At 67.1% G+C, this 17,776-nt stretch carries 15 protein-coding genes, 1 tRNA gene and 1 pseudogene; 14 read left to right on the forward strand and 3 right to left on the reverse strand.

Annotated features, from left to right (window positions below):
- Nucleotides 1–7: 7 nt before the first annotated feature.
- The 11 genes and pseudogenes from AC6RIC_RS12225 to AC6RIC_RS12275 all read left to right on the forward strand — a co-directional run bounded on the left by AC6RIC_RS12225 (nucleotide 8) and on the right by AC6RIC_RS12275 (nucleotide 8,603).
- Nucleotides 8–721, forward strand: a complete 714-nt coding sequence (locus tag AC6RIC_RS12225) for a cytochrome c3 family protein (protein WP_454656542.1) — start codon at nucleotides 8–10, stop codon at nucleotides 719–721.
- Between the two features lie 232 nt (nucleotides 722–953).
- Complete coding sequence (gene ccoN, locus AC6RIC_RS12230; protein WP_454656543.1) at nucleotides 954–2,609, forward strand: cytochrome-c oxidase, cbb3-type subunit I; 1,656 nt, start codon at nucleotides 954–956, stop codon at nucleotides 2,607–2,609.
- Between the two features lie 4 nt (nucleotides 2,610–2,613).
- A complete protein-coding gene (gene ccoO, locus AC6RIC_RS12235; protein ID WP_454656544.1) occupies nucleotides 2,614–3,345 on the forward strand; it encodes a cytochrome-c oxidase, cbb3-type subunit II in 732 nt (243 codons plus the stop codon).
- Nucleotides 3,346–3,349: 4 nt separating this feature from the next.
- Nucleotides 3,350–3,520, forward strand: a complete 171-nt coding sequence (locus tag AC6RIC_RS12240) for a cbb3-type cytochrome oxidase subunit 3 (protein ID WP_454656545.1) — start codon at nucleotides 3,350–3,352, stop codon at nucleotides 3,518–3,520.
- A 3-nt stretch (nucleotides 3,521–3,523) separates the two neighbouring features.
- Nucleotides 3,524–4,402: a cytochrome-c oxidase, cbb3-type subunit III gene (gene ccoP, locus AC6RIC_RS12245; RefSeq protein ID WP_454656546.1), complete on the forward strand. Its 879-nt coding sequence runs from the start codon at nucleotides 3,524–3,526 to the stop codon at nucleotides 4,400–4,402.
- Complete coding sequence (locus AC6RIC_RS12250) at nucleotides 4,399–4,605, forward strand: hypothetical protein (protein WP_454656547.1); 207 nt, start codon at nucleotides 4,399–4,401, stop codon at nucleotides 4,603–4,605. Before ccoP ends, AC6RIC_RS12250 begins: the two co-directional genes overlap by 4 nt.
- Nucleotides 4,606–4,616: 11 nt before the next feature.
- Nucleotides 4,617–5,402: a DUF2189 domain-containing protein gene (locus tag AC6RIC_RS12255; protein WP_454656548.1), complete on the forward strand. Its 786-nt coding sequence runs from the start codon at nucleotides 4,617–4,619 to the stop codon at nucleotides 5,400–5,402.
- On the forward strand, nucleotides 5,399–7,657 hold the full coding sequence (locus AC6RIC_RS12260; RefSeq protein ID WP_499736364.1) for a heavy metal translocating P-type ATPase: 2,259 nt from the start codon (nucleotides 5,399–5,401) through the stop codon (nucleotides 7,655–7,657). The genes AC6RIC_RS12255 and AC6RIC_RS12260 overlap by 4 nt, the downstream gene beginning before the upstream one ends.
- Nucleotides 7,654–7,797: pseudogene (ccoS, locus tag AC6RIC_RS12265) on the forward strand (cbb3-type cytochrome oxidase assembly protein CcoS); the annotation flags it as partial. The gene AC6RIC_RS12260 and the pseudogene ccoS, both read left to right, overlap by 4 nt.
- Before the next feature lie 68 nt (nucleotides 7,798–7,865).
- On the forward strand, nucleotides 7,866–8,168 hold the full coding sequence (locus AC6RIC_RS12270) for a DUF6522 family protein (RefSeq protein ID WP_499736365.1): 303 nt from the start codon (nucleotides 7,866–7,868) through the stop codon (nucleotides 8,166–8,168).
- Nucleotides 8,169–8,351: 183 nt separating this feature from the next.
- Complete coding sequence (locus AC6RIC_RS12275) at nucleotides 8,352–8,603, forward strand: hypothetical protein (protein ID WP_499736366.1); 252 nt, start codon at nucleotides 8,352–8,354, stop codon at nucleotides 8,601–8,603.
- 52 nt (nucleotides 8,604–8,655) lie between these two features.
- Here the strand turns inward: AC6RIC_RS12275 and AC6RIC_RS12280 are convergent, their stop codons facing one another.
- Nucleotides 8,656–9,078 (reverse strand): hypothetical protein, encoded by a 423-nt coding sequence (locus tag AC6RIC_RS12280; protein WP_454656552.1) that lies wholly within the window; start codon nucleotides 9,076–9,078, stop codon nucleotides 8,656–8,658.
- A 443-nt stretch (nucleotides 9,079–9,521) separates the two neighbouring features.
- Between AC6RIC_RS12280 and AC6RIC_RS12285 the strand changes: the two genes are divergently transcribed.
- Nucleotides 9,522–10,622, forward strand: coding sequence for a TRAP transporter substrate-binding protein (locus AC6RIC_RS12285; protein WP_499736367.1), 1,101 nt, complete (start codon nucleotides 9,522–9,524; stop codon nucleotides 10,620–10,622).
- A gap of 24 nt (nucleotides 10,623–10,646) precedes the next feature.
- Nucleotides 10,647–13,370: a bifunctional diguanylate cyclase/phosphodiesterase gene (locus AC6RIC_RS12290; RefSeq protein WP_454656554.1), complete on the forward strand. Its 2,724-nt coding sequence runs from the start codon at nucleotides 10,647–10,649 to the stop codon at nucleotides 13,368–13,370.
- Between the two features lie 119 nt (nucleotides 13,371–13,489).
- Here the strand turns inward: AC6RIC_RS12290 and AC6RIC_RS12295 are convergent.
- A tRNA-Gly gene (locus tag AC6RIC_RS12295) sits at nucleotides 13,490–13,563 on the reverse strand.
- 114 nt (nucleotides 13,564–13,677) lie between these two features.
- Nucleotides 13,678–15,813 carry a caspase family protein gene (locus AC6RIC_RS12300; RefSeq protein ID WP_499736368.1) on the reverse strand — a complete coding sequence of 712 codons (2,136 nt, stop codon included), beginning with the start codon at nucleotides 15,811–15,813 and terminating at the stop codon, nucleotides 13,678–13,680.
- Between the two features lie 373 nt (nucleotides 15,814–16,186).
- On the opposite strand from AC6RIC_RS12300, the gene AC6RIC_RS12305 reads away from it, so the two are divergent.
- Nucleotides 16,187–17,740: a methyltransferase regulatory domain-containing protein gene (locus tag AC6RIC_RS12305; protein ID WP_499736369.1), complete on the forward strand. Its 1,554-nt coding sequence runs from the start codon at nucleotides 16,187–16,189 to the stop codon at nucleotides 17,738–17,740.
- The last annotated feature ends 36 nt before the right edge of the window (nucleotides 17,741–17,776 follow it).

The following is a 17,776-nucleotide window of genomic DNA, read 5'->3' on the forward strand; positions in this document are numbered from 1 at the left end:
ATGCATCATGGCCAGGCTTAAATCCCTTATCCTCTGGTGCTGGGGCGTCGTCGTCCGCTTCTGGCGCATCATCAGCCGGCCGAGCGCCTATCTGCCGCTCGGCGTCCTGACGCTCGGCGGTTTCGTCGGCGGCGTGCTCTTCTGGGGCGGCTTCAACACCGCGCTGGAAGTCACCAATACCGAGAAATTCTGCACCTCTTGTCACGAGATGCGCGACAACGTCTATCAGGAGCTGCAGTCGACGATCCATTTCTCGAACCGCTCGGGCGTGCGCGCGACCTGTCCGGACTGCCATGTCCCGCATAACTGGACCGACAAGATCGCGCGCAAGATGCAGGCCTCGAAGGAGGTCTGGGGCAAGATCTTCGGCACGATCTCGACGCGCGAGAAATTCCTGAACATGCGGCTCGAGCTCGCCAAGCACGAATGGTCGCGGCTGAAGGCGAACGATTCGCTGGAATGCCGGAACTGCCATTCCTCGGTCGCGATGGACTTCACCAAGCAGACGCGGCGCGCGGCCGACATCCATAGCCGCTTCCTGACCACGGGCGAGAAGACCTGCATCGACTGCCATAAGGGCATCGCACATCTGCTGCCGGACATGACGGGAATCGAGCCGGGCTGGAAGGATGCGCCGGAACTGCAGGGCAAGGGCAGCGCCTCCTGGCATGGGCCGGAGCGTGCGGTGCGAACCTATCTGGCGGAGATCGAGAAGCATTGAGGAGCTTTGGGGCGGAGCTTGCTTCGTCATTCCAGGGCTTCGCGCCTGCGGCGCCCGCCGGAATGACGGGCGTGCGATTCGACGTCGCCGCGGTCAGGCCTCGGCAGCGTCTACGGCGTTTTGTCCGACCCGCTCATCGGAGAATTGGGTATTTGAGATGATGCTTTTGTGCGATACCGACTTCTGAAGGCATGAGGCGTCGGCTCGCGCCAGCCACGGAGAGGGGGGAGCGATGATTGCGGCACTCACGATCGCGGAGCGGCAGCGCGCCATTGCTATCTCGGCCGTCCTGGCGCTGTGTGGTTTCGCGATGACGATCGCGGGCAGCGACACCCTGTTCGCTGTCCATGGCGCGATCGTCCTGCTGTTCAGCCTCGGCTGTATCGGCCTGGTCATGTCGCAGTATTTTGCGCCGGAGCCGTCCGACGAACGCCTGACACGCTACTACGACGATCCGACCCGGGTCGGCATCGTGCTCTCGCTCGGTTGGGCCGTGGTCGGCATGTTCTTCGGCGTCTGGGTCGCCGCGCTCCTGGCCTGGCCGGATCTGACCTTCGACGCGGCATGGGCGAGCTTCGGCCGCCTGCGGCCGGTGCATACCTCAGGCGTGATCTTCGGCTTCGGCGGCAATGCGCTGATCGCGACCTCGTTCCACGTCCTGCAGCGGACGACGCGTGCGCGTTTGCCGGACCAGTTCAGCCCGTGGTTCGTGCTGATCGGCTACAACCTGTTCTGCGTGCTGGCGGCCAGCGGCTACCTGATGGGCGTCACCCAGTCGAAGGAATATGCCGAGCCGGAATGGTATGCCGATATCTGGCTCGTCGTGGTCTGGGTGGTCTACTTCCTGATCTATATCCGCACGCTCCAGCGGCGGAAGGAGCCGCATATCTACGTCGCGAACTGGTACTACATGGCCTTTATCCTGGTCGTGGCGGTGCTGCATATCGTCAACAACCTGGCGGTGCCGATCTCTTTCGGCGAGGCGAAGAGCTATTCGCTGTTCTCCGGCGTTCAGGACGCGATGACGCAGTGGTGGTACGGCCACAACGCGGTCGCCTTCTTCCTGACCTCCGGCTTCCTCGGGATGATGTACTATTACCTGCCGAAGCGGGCGGGGCGGCCGATCTTCTCCTACAGGCTGTCGATCATCAGCTTCTGGGGCATCACCTTCATGTATATGTGGGCGGGCTCGCACCACCTGCACTACACGGCGCTGCCGCAATGGGTGCAGACGCTGGGCATGACCTTCTCGGTGGTGCTGCTGGTGCCGTCCTGGGCCTCGGCCGGCAACGCACTGGCGACGCTGAACGGCGCCTGGGGCAAGGTGCGCGACGACGCGACCTTGCGCTTCATGATGGTCGCCGCCGTATTCTACGGCCTCTCGACTTTCGAGGGCTCGTTCATGGCGATCAGGGCCGTGAACTCGCTCTCGCACTACACCGACTGGACTGTCGGTCACGTCCATGCCGGCGCGCTCGGCTGGGTGGCGATGATCACCTTCGGCTCGCTCTACGCGCTGGTGCCGTGGATGTGGAAGGTCGAGCGGATGTATTCGCCCAAGCTGATCGAGGTCCATTTCTGGCTCGCGCTGGCCGGAACCGTCATCTACGTCTTCGCGATGTGGAACTCGGGCATCATCCAGGGCCTGATGTGGCGCACCTACAATGACAGCGGCACGCTGGCCTACTCCTTCATCGACAGCCTCGTGGCGATGCATCCCTATTACATCGCGCGTACCGTCGGCGGTTTGCTGTTCCTGCTCGGCGCGATCGTCGCCTCCTACAATGTCTGGATGACGATCCGGATGTCCCGTTCTCAGCCCGAGGCGGAAGCTGGCGACGCCGACTTGCCGGCGTTGCAGGGCGCGGCCCTTCAGGCGGGGGAGTAAGCCGATGCGCGAGTTCTTTCATCGCAAGCTCGAACGCAGCGCGATCGGCTTCGTGCTGGCCATCATCGGCGTCTCCGCCATCGGCGGCTTCGTCGAGATCGCGCCGCTCTTCACCATCGGCGAGACGGTCGAGAAGGCGCCGGACATGCGCGTCTACACGCCGCTCGAACTGGCGGGACGCAACATCTACATCCGCGAGGGCTGCTATGCCTGCCATAGCCAGATGATTCGGACGCTGCGCGACGAGGTCGAACGCTATGGACCCTATTCCCTGGCGGTCGAGTCGAAATACGACCACCCCATGCTGTGGGGCTCGAAGCGCACCGGGCCGGATATCGCCCGGCTCGGCGGCAAGTATTCCGATGCCTGGCATGTCGCGCATCTGATCAACCCGCGCGATGTCGTGCCGCAATCGGTGATGCCGCGATATGGCTGGCTGATGCGCAGTGAATTGAAGACCGAGGATCTCGGCCGGCACCTCAAGGCGCAGCGTGCGGTGGGCGTGCCCTATACCGACGCGCAGATCGCCAATGCCAGCAGCGATGCCTATGGCCAGGCGAGCCCCGACAGCGCCTATGCCGGCGGCGTCAGCGAGCGCTATGGCGAGGCCACCAATGTCCGCGCCTTCGACGGCGAGCCGAACCGGCTGACCGAGATGGATGCCGTGGTCGCCTATCTCCAGGTGCTGGGCCGCCTGACCGATGCCGCACAGAAGCAGGCGGCGGCGGAGAAGTGAGGCGATGGACCTCGATCATCACACGCTGGTCGGTTTCGCCAAGAGCTGGGGGCTGTTCTACCTCATCGCGATGGCGGTCGGCGTGCTGATCTACGCCTTGTGGCCATCGAACCGAAAACGCTTCGATCATGCCAAGATGAGCATTTTCGACAAGGATGACAGGCCGGGGGACTGAGCGATGGCAGATACGGCGCGCGATCCCGTCACGGGGACAATGACGACCGGCCACGAGTGGAACGGCATCGAGGAGCTGGATACCCCGATCCCGCGCGTCGTGCTGTTCTTCCTGGCCGTCACCACCCTGTTCGCGATCGGCTACTGGCTGCTGATGCCGGCCTGGCCGCTGGGCGTGACCTATACCAAGGGGCTGCTCGGGATCGACCAGCGTCAGGTCGTAGCCGAGCAGGTGCGCGATGCCGCCGCCGAGCGGGCGAGCTGGACGGCGAAAATCGACAAGGCCTCCTTCGCCGAGATCGCCGCCGATCCCACCTTGATGCGTCATGTCCGCGACACCGGCCGCACGCTCTTCGAGGACAACTGTGCGGTCTGCCACGGCGTGCAGGGGAAGGGCGGCCCGGGCTTCCCCAATCTCGCCGCCGGCTCCTGGCTGTGGGGCGGCAGTCCGGAGGCGATCGCCGAGACGATCCGCGTCGGCATCAACGGCACGGCCAAGGATACGCGCACCGCGCAGATGATGGCTTTCGGCCGCGACGGCATGCTCCAGCGCGAGCAGGTTCTGGCGGTCGCTTCTTACGTCCGCTCGCTGTCGGGCCAGAAGCTCGACGCGACCGAACAGGCGCGGGTGCCGGCCGGCAAGGAGGTTTTCGCGGCGAATTGCGTCGCCTGCCATGGCGAAAACGGCAAGGGCCAGCATGATCTCGGCGCGCCGGACCTGACTGACGCCAACTGGGTCTATGGCGGGGACCTGCAGTCGGTCGTCAACAGCATCCATGGCGGACGGCAGGGTCACATGCCGAGCTGGGAAGGCCGGCTCTCGCCGACCGATATCAAGCTGCTGGCGCTCTATGTCGGCACGCTCGGTGAGGCGAAGCGATGAGCGCGCCGACGGAGAGCGAAACCCGGCGGCGCGGCGGGCGGAAAGCCTTCTGGCTGGCGCTTGCGGGCATGCTGGCGGGCGGGCTCATCCTCGCCAACGCCCATCTGGTCTATGTCGCCATAGGCTCGCAGCCGGACTGCGTGCCGCATGCGAAATCGGCGGGCGAGGCGGGCGGGTTCCGCGCCGCCCGCCCGTCCTGCTGAAGGAGGAGCACATGGGTGCGATCGGGAACGGTCAGGAGATGCCGCTGCCTCTCTCCGTCCAGCGGCGGCGCAACCTGCCGGCGGGCGCGGCCTTGTCCTGGCTCGGGGAGGGCTGGCGCGACCTCTGGCGCCAGCCGGCGCCGAGCCTGCTCTACGGGCTCGCAGTCTTCGCGGTCTCGGCCGCCATCGTCTGGGGGCTGTTCCGGCTCGGGCTGGACTACATCCTGTTCCCGGCGCTGGCTGGCTTCATGGTGATGGGGCCGCTTTTGGCGATCGGGCTCTATCAGAAAAGCCGTGCGATCGAGCTCGGCGAATCGGTCAGCCTCTCCCGGATGATCTTCGTCGAGGCGGCCTCGGGCGGTCAGGTCTGGTATACCGGCGCGATCCTGTCGCTGCTGATGCTGGTCTGGATGCGGGCGGCCGTGATCATCTATGCGCTGTTCTTCGGTCTGCGGCCGTTTCCCGGCCTGCATGAGGTCACCGCAATGCTGTTCGGGACGCCGGTCGGCTGGGCGATGCTGCTGGTCGGCACGGTGGTCGGCGGGCTGTTCGCGGCCTTCTCCTTCGCCATCAGCGCCTTCGCGATCCCGATGCTGCTCGACGAGCGCGTCGATGCCTTCACCGCGATGGGCACGAGCATCTCGATGGTGTGGAACAACCTGCCGGTGATGCTCGCCTGGGGCGCGATCGTGCTCGTGCTGTTCCTCGTCGCGGTCGCGACCGGGCTTCTCGGCCTGATCGTCGTCTTCCCGCTGCTCGGCCACGCCACCTGGCACAGCTACCGGGCACTCAGGTGAGCTGCTGCGCGCCGCCATTGCCTTTGGACGGCGCGCCCGATCCGTCTGCCGCACGGCAGGAAATCCGCCTCGCCAGCCGCGATCTCGGCAATGGCTTGCGGCAGAGCGATCTCTCGGTGCCCGGCCTGCATTGCGCCGCCTGCATCCGGGCGGTCGAGACCGGGCTCGCCCGGCTTCCCGGCGTCGCGCAGGTCCGGGTCAATCTCTCGACTCGCCGCGTCGCCGTGCAATGGCGGGGCGAGGAGGCGCCGGAATTGCTGACGGCGCTGGCCGGGCTCGGCTATCCCGGACACCTCTTCGAGAGCGAAGCGGATGGCAAGGACCCCGAGCGTGACCGGCTGATGCGGGCGCTGGCGGTTTCCGGCTTCTGCGCCATGAACATCATGCTGCTCTCGGTCTCGGTCTGGTCGGGCGCGGAGCCCGAGACGCGCCGGGCCTTCCACTGGATTTCCGGCGCGCTGGCCTTGCCCTGCCTGATCTATTCGGGCCGCATCTTCTTCGACTCGGCCTGGGCGGTGCTGCGGCGCGGGCGCACCAATATGGACGTGCCGATCTCGATCGGCATCTGCCTCGCCTTCGGCTTGAGCCTCTACGATACGATCCATGACGGGCCGCATGCCTATTTCGACGCGGCGACCTCGCTGATCTTCTTCCTGCTGATCGGCCGGACGCTCGACCATCTGATGCATGAGAAGGCGCGGGCCGCCGTGCGCGGCCTGATGCGGCTGGCGCCGCGGGGCGCCACCGTGCTCGATGCCGAAGGCGGGCGAGCCTATCTGCCGCTGGCTGAGGTCGTGCCGGGCATGCGGATCGCGCTCACCGCCGGCGAGCGCGTACCTGTCGACGGGGTCGTGGAGGAGGGGGCGTCCGAACTCGACTGCGCCATTGCGACCGGCGAGAGCGCGCCGCGCGGGGTGTCGCCGGGCATGGCGGTGCAGGCCGGGACGCTCAACCTCTCGGGACCGCTGACGATCGTCGCGACGGCGAAGGCCGAAAGCTCCTTCCTCGCCGAGATGGTCCGATTGATGGAGGCGGCGGAGGGAGGCCGCGCCCGGTATCGCCGCATCGCCGACCGGGCCGCGGCACTCTATTCGCCGGTCGTTCATGCGACCGCACTCATCGCCTTCCTCGGCTGGATGGCGGCGACGGGAGACTGGCACCTGGCGATCACCATTGCGATCGCGGTGCTGATCATCACCTGTCCCTGCGCGCTGGGCTTGGCCGTGCCGATCGTCCAGGTCGTGGCCTCGCGGCGCCTTTTCGAGGCCGGGATCATGGTCAAGGATGGCTCGGCGATCGAGCGGATCGCCGAGATCGACACGGTCGCCTTCGACAAGACGGGCACACTGACCTATGGCCGGCCGCAGCTCATCGACGCCGGGGCGATCCCGGCCGGCGATCTGGCGATCGCGGCGGCGATCGCGCGGCGTTCGGGGCACCCGCTGTCGCGCGCCATCGCTGCTGCGGCGCCGGAGGGGGCCCTGGCGCTGACCGACATCCGGGAGCATCCCGGTCTTGGCGTCGAGGCTGAGCTGGAAGGCCGCCGCTACCGCCTCGGGCGGGCCGCATGGGCGCTTGCGGATGCGGGAGCGACGCAGGAAAGCGGGACGGTCCTGAGCTGCGATGGCGTCTTCGTCGCCCGCTTCGCCTTCGCCGAGACATTGCGCCCGCAGGCGCGCGCCGCCGTCGATGCCCTGCGCGCGGGTGGCCTTTCGGTCGTCCTGCTCTCCGGCGACCGGCTGGAGGCGGTGCAGCCGATCGCCGGCCGGCTCGGCATCGACGAGGTCTCGGCCGGGCTGCTGCCGGCCGGGAAGGTCGAGCGCCTCGCCGCGCTGGCGACCGGGGGGCGCAAGGTGCTGATGGTCGGCGACGGTCTCAACGATGCTCCGGCGCTGGCGGCGGCACATGCCTCGATGGCGCCGGCCTCGGCCGCCGATATCGGCCGCAACGCCGCGGATTTCGTCTTCCTGCATGACGGGCTCGATGCGGTTCCGAATGCGGTCGCGGTGGCGCGGGCCGCGGGCCGGCTGGTCCGGCAGAATTTCGCCCTCGCGATCCTCTATAATGCGCTGGCCCTGCCGGTCGCGATCGCCGGTTTCGTGACGCCGCTGATCGCGTCGCTCGCGATGTCGCTGTCCTCGATCCTCGTCGTCGCCAACGCCCTGCGGCTCGATGCGGGGCGGGCGGTGGCTCCGGCCAAACCCGCCCCCAGGCCGACGGGGCGGCTTGTCGTGGCCGACGAGCCGGGCGAATGAGCAGCCTCGTCTTCCTCGTCCCGCTGGCGCTGGTACTTGGCGGAGCGGCGCTTGCGGCCTTCCTGTGGTCGCTGCGCAGCGGCCAGTACGATGATCTCGACGGTGCGGCCGAGCGCATCCTGCTCGACGAGGAGGGCGATGGGCTGGAAGCGGCCGGCTCTTCGGCGCAGAAGGAGCCGGATCGATCGACGCCTCCGGAGCGAACGCCATGACCGCCGGTGAAGCCGCGCCCGAACTTCCCTTCACCCGGGATGAGGACGGCTCCTTCGTGCTCGACGCCGCGCGTCTGGCGAAGCGCTTCGGCTGGTCGGCGGAAGAATTGCGCGACCTGATGCGCCGCGGGCTGGTGACCAGCCGGGTCGAGCGTGGCGAGGCGGAGGATGCAGGCCGCTGGCGCCTTTCCGTCCGGTGCGGCAATCGCTGCTGGAAGGCCATCATGCTGGCCGACGGCACGGTCGTGGAGGAGCAGCTCGAATTCGTGCCGCCACCGGGCCGTCGCGGGCGCGTCTGAGACGAGAGCCGCGTCTGTTTGGGAGCGGAGCCCGGTCAGGCCGGGCGACAGGTCCGGGGCGCGGGCCTGCCGAACCGGGTTTCGATGTACATTTCCGGACGCCGTCCCGATAATGCGGTTCCGGCGGCGCGACTCGCGCCGCCGGTCTGCGCTTTCCTGCCGCGCTGTCTCGATGAGGAAACGATGCGTCTTCTTCCCCTCGCTCCGGCCGCTCTTCTTCTCGCGATGCTCGGCGGCTGTGCTTCCAGCGGACCCGCCGCCTACTCGGAACCTCCCGTTGTCCAGAGCATGACCTTCCAGCCGCAGCAGCGCAGCTATCTCGATGCCGGCCCGGCCCCGGCTCGGCTGAGCGGACCCGGTTATGCACGCGACAGCCGGACGGATTTCGCGGGGCGATCCGACAGCTTCGGTAACGGCGTGTTGCCTTCGTTCTGAGTTTAGGGGCGCCTGAACGCGCCGCGGGCAGAGCTTCGGGTCGCGAGCGGCGCTATTCCGGGAGTCGAAGCCCGGCGAGGAAGGTTGCGACCGTCAGCGTCTTGTCCGGCTGCGCCCGGCACTGCCGCTCGACGGCATCAAGGACTTCGCCGTCGCCATATTTCGACAGCCGCGAGGGAGAGCCCCGGCGCATCGCGTCGACCGCCCAGCGGCCGATCAGGCCATGCATCTCCGCATCCGTGGTCCCGCGCTTCGACCAGGCTTCGCAGGTGATGTAATCCTGCAGGAATCCGCCCTGGCGCAGCACTTCGCTCGTCGCCGCTGCCGGACAGGCCAGAATCCAAAGCGCGGCCCAAGTCCCCAGACGCATCATCTCCCCACCCCGTTCCGTTGCCGCCGTTCCTCGGTCGCTCCCGATCTTCGTGTCCGCCAGTCCTGGCTCGACGGCCCTGTCCCGCTTTGCCTTGCGCGCCATCGTCCGGCGCGTGGCGGGAAGAGCCTCAAGGTCCGGCCGTGTATCCAGGACAGGGGTGGGAGATCACCGAGCATAACAAGCTCGGCTTGTACGGCAACAGCAGAATTCTTCGTCGGGCGTTGTTGCAGGCGGCGTCGATGATATCTCGCTTGTGCAATAAAGCTGCGGCGGAGGCCGGAACAATTTTTGGACGTATGCTTGAGAAGCTTGCCGCCGCGGCGATGAAGCCGGCCTCGCGGATACGTCTTCGAAACGTGGGAGGCGCGGGGCGCTTCAACGATATGGGCCGCGTATGACCGGCCGCCCCCAGCCGGATGCGCTCTGCGTGCCGAATGCCGTGAAAAGATTCGCCTTCCGCTCGAACTCCGACGTCCGATTCAACCGCGGTTAACTGCCGAGGCTGAATATCACCCCGATCAGACAGGGCTACCACCGGGGGGGAGATGGCCAAGACCTGCGGCAACGCCATCACATCTCGCCTGCGCCGCAGCGTGCAGCCTGTGATTGGGGCTGTCGCGGCGCTGCTCGGTTTCGCGGGTTGCTATGCTTCGGCCCAGACGCCCCCCGAAGAGCCGATCAAGCTGCAGATCATCGGCGGGCTCGCCGGCATCACCCAGTACACCAAGATCGAACAGCCCTTCTGGCTATCGGAGATCAACACGCTGTCGAAGGGGCGGATCAGTGCAACGATCCGGCCGCTCGATGCGGGTGGCTTACGCAATCAGGAGATGCTCCAGCTGATGCGCCTCGGCGTCGTGTCGTTCGGTACAGCCCAGCTCAGCGCCATCGCTGGGGAGGAGCCGGAATTCAGTGCTGTCGATCTGCCCGTGTTGAACCCCGATGTCGCAACGCTACGCCGTACCGTCTCAGCATTTCGGACGCATCTGCATGAGGTCGTGCGCGAGCGTTACGATATCGAGCTTCTCGGGATCTATGCCTTGCCCGCCCAGGTCCTGTTCTGCACCAAGCCTTTCAAGGGGCTCGACGATCTCGCTGGCCGGAAGATACGCACCGCGTCGGTTGCGCAATCCGAGCTGATGGCAGCGATGGGCGCCGTGCCGATCATCCTGCCCTTTGCCGAGATTGCGGCGTCCTTGCGCGATGGGGTGGCGGATTGTGCGATCACCGGCACGTTGAGCGGCTATGAGATCGGTCTGCCGCGCGTCGCCGTCGCCGTTCACGCCTTCGCGCTGAACTGGGGTGTCTCGATCTTCGGAGCCAATGGGGCGTATTGGGACGCGCTACCGGCCGATGTGCGCGACATCATCCGGCAGGGCGTGAGCCGGCTCGAGGAGCGGATCTGGTCGCAGACGGAAGCCGATACGCAGCGCGGCCTCGCCTGCAATGCCGGGACGGAAACCTGCTCCGGCAAGCCCGAGCGGCCGATGACGGTGGTGCCGGCCCTCCCGGCGGACGCGACGCGCCGACGTCTCCTGGCGGAAGTCGTCCTGCCGCGCTGGTTCGAGCGCTGCGGCCAGGACTGCGTCTCGGCCTGGAACACCTATCTCAAGCCGCTCCACGCCATCGAGCCCCGGACGCCGTGACTCGCCGCCCCTCGATGAGGATCAATGATCAAGCGTCTTAAACTCATGGTGGTCGCGGGGATGGCGGCCATCATGGCGATAGCGGCTTTCGGCGCCTCCAATCTGGTTCGCCAGAGGGAGGTGGCCGCCTGGCGCACCGCCGAGCAATCCCTGGAAGGCGCGGCCGTCGCCGTCGAGAATGCATTCGACCGGCAATTGCTGCAGGTCGACGGGGCGTTGGCGAGTTTTCCGACCCTGTTCGATGTCGCGCAGATCGGCCCCGGCCAGAGAGACGACGCCAGCCGGCTGCTGCGCGGTCTCAATTTCCAGACGATGGCGTTTCGCGACCTGCTGCTCGTCGGGCCGGACGGCAGCATCGTCGCCTCCGCCAAGCCGAGCGGCGCGCGACATCCGCTGCCGCTGGATGTCGCAATGGTCGGGCGCAGGCCGACGAACCTGATCGGGCCGCTCCGCAATGCCGTCACCGGCGACTGGGCGCTCTATGTCGCGCGCCGGATTCCGGCCTGGCACGGCATCATCCCCGTTGCGGAAGTCCCCCTGAACACGCTGATGAAGCTCCTGGGGGAAGCCGGCATCGGCGCCGGCACGCAGATTTCGCTGGAACGCGCCAATGGCCAGATCGTGGCGACGCTGCCACATGATGAACTGCTGATCGGGAAGCCCCGCGCCGTGCCGCTGCCCGAGCAGGCGGTGAACGGCAAAGCCTTCATGATCGGAGACAGGAAGAGCGCGACCAGCACGCTCAACGTCGTCAGAAGCTCACTCTATGGCGATATCCGGGTCGTCCTGAGCGCGAAGAGCACGGTGGTCCTGGCGGACTGGCGCCATGACCGCGACAGGACGGTGACTGCGGCTTTCATCGCCGTGATGCTGCTCACGGCCTTTGCCGGGGCGATCCTGCTTGCCATCCACCAACGCGAACGGGCCGATGCCGAGCGCGCGCGGGCCTCGGCCGTCCTCGACGACGCGATCGAGGCCATGTCCGACGGCTTCGTGATGTGGGACGAGAACGACTGTCTGGTGACGTGCAATCAGCGCTACCGCGAGCTCTATGCCCTCAGTGCCCCCTTCATGACCGCCGGCGCGCCTTTCGAGGACATCATCCGCAAGGGCGCCGAGCTCGGCCAGTATCCCCAGGCTACCGGCGATATCGAGGAGTTCGTGAAGAGCGTCACCGTCTGGCACCGCCAGGGCCGCGGCTCGATCGAGCGCCTGCTGCCGGATGGCCGCTGGCTCCTCATCACGGAACGGAGGATGCGGGATGGCGGGGCGGTCGGAATCCGGACCGACATCACGGCGCTCAAAGGCGCGTTCGCGGATCTTGCCGCCGCCAACGCGCGTGCGAACGAAGCGGCCGAAGAGGCGCGGCAGCAGAATGCGGCCCTTCTCGAACAGGAAAGCCGCATTCGCTTCCTGGCGCATCATGATGACCTCACGAGTTTGCCGAACCGTTTCGCCTTCCGTAGCCAGATCGCGAAGTCACTGCGGCGGCAAGGGAACGATTCCGCGACGGTCGCGCTGCTTTTCCTCGATCTCGATCATTTCAAGGACGTCAACGACACGCTCGGGCACCCCGTCGGCGACTTGCTGCTTCTCTCGGTCGCCGAACGCCTGGCGACCTGTGTGCGTGATACCGGATGCGTCGCCCGGCTGGGTGGGGACGAGTTCGCCGTCCTCAGTCTCGGCCACGAACAGCCGCAGCAGGCGCAGGCGCTTGCCGCCCGCATCATCGAAGTCCTGAGCGAGCCCTATCTCATCCAGGAGCGGACGATCTCGATCTCGGCGAGCATCGGCATTGCCGTTGCCGAGGGACCGGGTTTCGACGCGGACCTCCTGCTGAAACAGGCCGACCTCGCGCTCTATCAGGCCAAGGGGCAGGGGCGCGGGGTCTGCTGCGTGTTCACGGCTGCGATGGACGAGGACCTGCGCGCCCGCCTCGCCCTGGAAATGGACCTGCGCAAGGCGATCGAGGAGCAGCAGTTCGAACTCTCCTACCAGCCGATCTTCGACCTGAAATCCAGCAAGCTCTGCGGCTTCGAGGCGCTGCTGCGCTGGCATCACCCGGAGCGTGGTCTGGTCGGGCCGGCGGAGTTCGTGCCGCTGGCCGAGGAGACGCGGCTGATCGTCGAACTCGGCGAATGGGTCATTCGGCAGGCCTGCATGGACGCGGTCCGGTTGCCGGGAGATCTTCGCATTGCCGTCAATCTGTCGCCGGTGCAGTTGATCTTCGGCGACGCGGTCGCGACCGTGCGCGATATCCTCGCCGAGACCGGGCTCGATCCGGCGCGGCTCGAACTGGAGATCACCGAGACCGCGCTGCTCGCCAACGACAACCGCAATCTCGGGACCCTCAGGAGCCTCAAGGAGCTGGGTGTCCGCATCGTGCTCGATGATTTCGGCACGGGCTATTCGAGCCTGAGCCATCTGCGGCTCTTCCCGCTCGACAAGGTCAAGATCGATCGCTCCTTCGTGCGCGACATGACGGCCCATTCCGACAGCGCCGCCATCGTCACCGCCGTTGCCGCACTGGCGGCCGAGCTCGGCATGACGACCACGGCGGAAGGGATCGAGACACAGGACCAGCTCGACGCGGTCGATCGAGCCGGTTGCACGGAAGCCCAGGGCTATCTTCTGGGAAAGCCGCAACCGATCCTGCAGGCAGTCCACACCACCCTGTTCAGGCGGTCCAGCCGGAGCCTCGGTGGGCCGCGGGGCGGGCGAAAGCTCGACTCGTCCGACACGCTGTAGTCCCCGGAAGCGTCGGTCGCGACAACGGGGACGTCGGTCCGGCGTTTTCGACGGCCGGAACGGCCCCGCCGGGCGCGCGTCGACGGCGGAAATCCGGGGTTTCAGGACGGCAGGGGAGATGGAGCGGGTACCGGGAATCGAACCCGGGTATTCAGCTTGGAAGGCTGCTGCTCTACCATTGAGCTACACCCGCATCGGGCGCCAAATTCCCCATCGGACCCGCCGGTGTCAAGGGGGCGCTAAGGGTTGTCCGCCAGATGTGGTCCCGGCGCGCCCGACTTTGTCGCGAGATGGAAGTCCGCGGGCTTCAGAAGCCGAAGTTGAAGCCGGCCTTGACGATGTCCCCCGAGGTGCGGGCACGCATGATCGCGTATTGCATCGGGGCGAGCCCGGTATAGTCCTGCAGCGTCAGCTTCTGGTTGCCGAGGTCGTAATGCGTGTAGTCGAGCCGGAGCGTCATGCCCGGCATGATCGCGTATTCGACGCCGCCACCCAGCGCCCAACCACTCGCGAGGCCGGAGCGCGAAGCCGAGACGCCGGACGTGTTCGCGGGATTGTCGGGCGAGATCGAACCCTTCTGGTCGACGAGGCCATAGGCGTAGCCGCCGCTGCCATAGACCATGAAATCGCCGAGCACGAAGCCGGCGCGGGCGCGGACGGTGCCCAGCATCGAGACTTCATTCTCGGCCCGTGTCGTGAAGCGGGTCCCGCCAGGATTGGCCGCTGTCGTCTGGCTGCCGCCAAGCCGCGTTGCCGACAGATCGGTTTCGGCGCCGATGACGACCGCCCCGATCTGGTAGTTGAAGCCGAACTGTGCACCGCCGACCATGCTGCTGCCGTCAGGCGTCAAGCTGCGCGGCACGGCCAACGGATTGATCGCGTTGGCCGCGAGGACCGGTGCGCCGAACGTCGTTGTCGTCGTCGTCGTGGTCCCGGCAATGGGCGACGTCGTGGTGACGGTCGTGGTGGTGGTCGTCGTCGGCGTGAAGGTCGGGCTGCCGAAGGGGCCGGTCACGGTGGTGTTGCCGGTCTGCCGGCCACCACCGAGCGAGCCGCCGGCATAGAAACCGGTCCAGCGCGGACGCTCCGGCAGCAGAGCGGGCAGGGCTGGCGCGAAAGCCTGCGGAGCGACGCCCTGGGGCGATGAGGCAGGCGCCTGGCGTGGCGCTCCGGCATTCGCGGGGGAGACGCCGCGCGGCGTGTAGTCGGCACGACGCGAGCGGGGCTGCTGGACGGCCGGGCAGACCGGGCAGGTCTGCGCGACCTGGACGCGGTTACGGCTCGGCGCGGTCGTGGCCAGCCGCAGGGCGGCGGCGGTATGATCCGAGACCGGATAGAGCCGGGCGTAGAGCCTGAAGGATTCGGCGTCCCCGGCGAGCACCGCTTCGGCCCAGGCTCGTTCATCTGTGCGCTGGGCGAGGATGCGGTTCAGGCGCAGCGCGGTCTGATCCTCGGGGTTGATCGCCAGCGTATTGCCGTAGATGTCGCTGCGGTCCCAGGCGATTGCGGCGCGGGCGGCATCTGCCGGCGACATGGCGCGCAGAGACGCCAGTGTCGGACGCGCCGTCAGCGGCACGTTTCCGGCGGTGGCAGGCTGGGGTGCAGGGGCTCCAGCCGGACGCTGGAAGAAGCTGAACTCTGTGATCAGCGAGGAGGTGTCCCAGGGGATCTGGGTGCCGTTGGTGGAATCGTAGACGGCGAGACGGATGCGGCGGAAGATCTGCTCGACAGCCAGGCCCGGCTCGCGCGCTTCGCGCAAGAAGGCGGTGGTGAAGGGGCTGTTGGTGCCGGTGCCGTCCGCCGCGGTGGAGCCCGGCGAGGTCGCGAAGGCGACGAAGGTGCCACTGCCGGAATCGACGCGCGCGAGACCTGCCTCGTTGCTGATGCCCTCGTTGGCGCCGTCGACGATCTGCAGGGCGAGGCCGCGGGCGACCTGGCGGTTGGCGAAGGGGTTGTCGCGGCAGGCGTCGAGGATCGCGATCTTCGACTTGGCGCCGGCACCGTCAAGGCGGCGCAGGATATCGCCGAGCGACAGCGATTGATCGGCGATGCTGGTCGCGATCTGGGGGCGGATATCGGTCGGCAGGATGTAGTTGGCGCCGTCGAGCTGCACGGCGTGGCCGGCGTAATAGACCAGTGCCGTGGTATCCGGGCCGCTGCGGCGGACCTTATCGACGAAGACGTCGAGCGCGCTGCGCAGGCCGGCGAGCGAGAGATCGAGCGCCGGCGTGATGTCGAAGCCCGCCTCCTGCAGCATGGCGCGGGTGGCGTTGGCGTCGTTCAGGGCATTGGGCAGCTTCGTGACATTGGCATAGGCGCCATTGCCGACGACGAAGGCGAAGCGCTTCTGGGCAAAAGCCGGCGTGGCGCCGAGGCTGAGCGCGACGATGGCCCCGGCAAGGGCGATGACGAGATACGCATAGGCCCGGGCATGTAACCGCATGCTGCCTCCCCTTCGCGAGAAGAACGACTCGCTGGACCCTGTCTGACGTGCGCGATTCGAACGGGCGTCCACCATCTGATGGAGGTTCCCCGAAACCCGACCGTTCAAGCAACTCAAATCGCCATTCAGGAACCACGATCCGGGAGAGGCTTCGGAGGGCATATTTTCCAGATTTCGCTTGATGTTGGGAGGCGGCAGTTGCAGCGGTTTCTCAAGCGTAATCGCGCCGGTGTGGCCTAATTGTCGGGTATCGGAGCGCTTGTTCCGGCCGTTCGACAGGAGCAGGGTCGGGCGCGGCGCTCCTTCAAATGAATGAGGCGCCGGGGCGGTGCTTCGGCTGGAATGCCGGGGACGGAGCCGGGCGGGGGCGGCGATGACGAGCGATCCAGCCATCAATCCCTATGATGCGGTGGCCTATCCCGGCCATTCCTTCTCGCAGACCCATCCCTCGCGGCTGGCGACCATCGCCCATTTCCACGGCATGAACCCGGCCCTGCCGAGTGCTATGCGCGTGCTGGAACTGGGCTGCGGGCGCGGCGGCAACCTGATCCCGATGGCGGCGCAATATCCCGGCAGCCGCTTCCTCGGCATCGATCTCAGCGGCGACTCGATCCGGCAGGCCAGCGTCAATGCCGCGGAGCTCGGCCTGACCAATCTCGCCTTCGAGCAGCGCGACATCCTCGCGGTCGGCGAGGAGATCGGAAGCTTCGACTACATCATCGTCCACGGTGTCTATTCCTGGGTGCCGGATATGGTGCGCGAGCGGATCATCGCGCTGTTCGGGCAATTGCTGGCGCCGCAGGGCGTCGCCTATGTCAGCTACAACGCATTGCCCGGTTGCCGGCTGCGCGATCTTGCGCGCGACGTCATGCTCTTCGCGGTCAAGGATATCGAGGACCCGCGCGAGCGGGTCCGGGTCGCCCGCGCCGCCCTGAAGGAGATCGCCGAGGCCAGCGATCCCGACAGCTTCCATGGCGCGGCATTGCGGCAGCGCCTGAAGCAGATCGACGAGCTGCCCGACAACGTCCTCTACCACGACGATCTCAATCCCGGCGCGCGCGCCTTCGCGCTGCACGAGGTGCTCACGGTCGCCGAGCGGAACGGGCTGCAGTTCCTGTCGGAAGCCTCGTTCCCGAACCTCTACGGTGCCGCCAAGGGGCCGGCCCAGCAGATGCTCGACAAGATGCCGCTGGAGCAGATGGCCCTGCGCGAGCAGACGCTCGACCTGCTGATCGGCCGGGCCTTTCGCGAGACACTGCTGTGCCGGGCGGATATTCCGCTCAGGCGCGGCGTCCGTCCGGGCTCGCTCAGGCCCTATCACCTGGCCGCCAATGCGCGGCAGGCGCCGGCCAAGGACGATGAGAAGCCCGGCGTCCAGCGCTTCAGTTTCGACGAGGGCGTGCAGCTCGCGGTCGATTTGCCGCTGTGCAAGGCAGCGTTGGGGATTCTCAGCGCGATCTGGCCGGCGAGCATCACCTGGGACGCGCTGGTCGAACGTTCCTGCCGCGACGTGGCCGGCGAACTGGGGCCGGACCGCGCGCATGAGATTGCCCGGCTCGACGAGGCCCTGATCGCGATCTTCAAGGCGGGCCTGCTCGACATCAGGCTGGAAGCGCCGCCATTGACGACGGCGATCAGCGAGAAGCCGGCCGCCAGCGAGATCGCGCGCTGGCAGGCCTCGACCTCCGCCGAAGTCACCGATCTGCGCCACCGCACCGTCCAGCTCGACGGTGTCGTCGTGCGCAAGTTCGTCAGCCTGCTCGACGGCTCGCGCGACCAGCGCATGCTGCTGGACGCCATGAACGCCTTCCTCGACGAGGCCCGGAACTCCGGCATCAACCTCTCCGGCCTGCCGGAGCGGGCGACGGCGGAGGAGGTGGCGATGCATCTGAAGGATGTCGCGCGGCTCGGGCTGTTGCGGGCGTGACGATTGTGAAGCGCCCCTCCGAGGGGTAACCTTGCG

Source organism: Allobosea sp. TBD101, from assembly GCF_059817965.1.

What these genes read in the sequence shown, in the direction of transcription:
- AC6RIC_RS12270 (WP_499736365.1), top strand. Translation starts at nt 7,866, where the DNA reads ATGACCGCCGGTGAAGCCGCGCCCGAACTTCCCTTCACCCGGGATGAG.
- AC6RIC_RS12225 (WP_454656542.1), top strand. Translation starts at nt 8, where the DNA reads ATGGCCAGGCTTAAATCCCTTATCCTCTGGTGCTGGGGCGTCGTCGTC.
- AC6RIC_RS12285 (WP_499736367.1), top strand. Translation starts at nt 9,522, where the DNA reads ATGGCCAAGACCTGCGGCAACGCCATCACATCTCGCCTGCGCCGCAGC.
- AC6RIC_RS12290 (WP_454656554.1), top strand. Translation starts at nt 10,647, where the DNA reads ATGATCAAGCGTCTTAAACTCATGGTGGTCGCGGGGATGGCGGCCATC.
- ccoN (WP_454656543.1), top strand. Translation starts at nt 954, where the DNA reads ATGATTGCGGCACTCACGATCGCGGAGCGGCAGCGCGCCATTGCTATC.
- AC6RIC_RS12275 (WP_499736366.1), top strand. Translation starts at nt 8,352, where the DNA reads ATGCGTCTTCTTCCCCTCGCTCCGGCCGCTCTTCTTCTCGCGATGCTC.
- AC6RIC_RS12250 (WP_454656547.1), top strand. Translation starts at nt 4,399, where the DNA reads ATGAGCGCGCCGACGGAGAGCGAAACCCGGCGGCGCGGCGGGCGGAAA.
- AC6RIC_RS12300 (WP_499736368.1), bottom strand. Translation starts at nt 15,813, where the DNA reads ATGCGGTTACATGCCCGGGCCTATGCGTATCTCGTCATCGCCCTTGCC.
- ccoO (WP_454656544.1), top strand. Translation starts at nt 2,614, where the DNA reads ATGCGCGAGTTCTTTCATCGCAAGCTCGAACGCAGCGCGATCGGCTTC.
- AC6RIC_RS12280 (WP_454656552.1), bottom strand. Translation starts at nt 9,078, where the DNA reads ATGGCGCGCAAGGCAAAGCGGGACAGGGCCGTCGAGCCAGGACTGGCG.
- AC6RIC_RS12240 (WP_454656545.1), top strand. Translation starts at nt 3,350, where the DNA reads ATGGACCTCGATCATCACACGCTGGTCGGTTTCGCCAAGAGCTGGGGG.
- ccoP (WP_454656546.1), top strand. Translation starts at nt 3,524, where the DNA reads ATGGCAGATACGGCGCGCGATCCCGTCACGGGGACAATGACGACCGGC.
- AC6RIC_RS12305 (WP_499736369.1), top strand. Translation starts at nt 16,187, where the DNA reads ATGACGAGCGATCCAGCCATCAATCCCTATGATGCGGTGGCCTATCCC.
- AC6RIC_RS12255 (WP_454656548.1), top strand. Translation starts at nt 4,617, where the DNA reads ATGGGTGCGATCGGGAACGGTCAGGAGATGCCGCTGCCTCTCTCCGTC.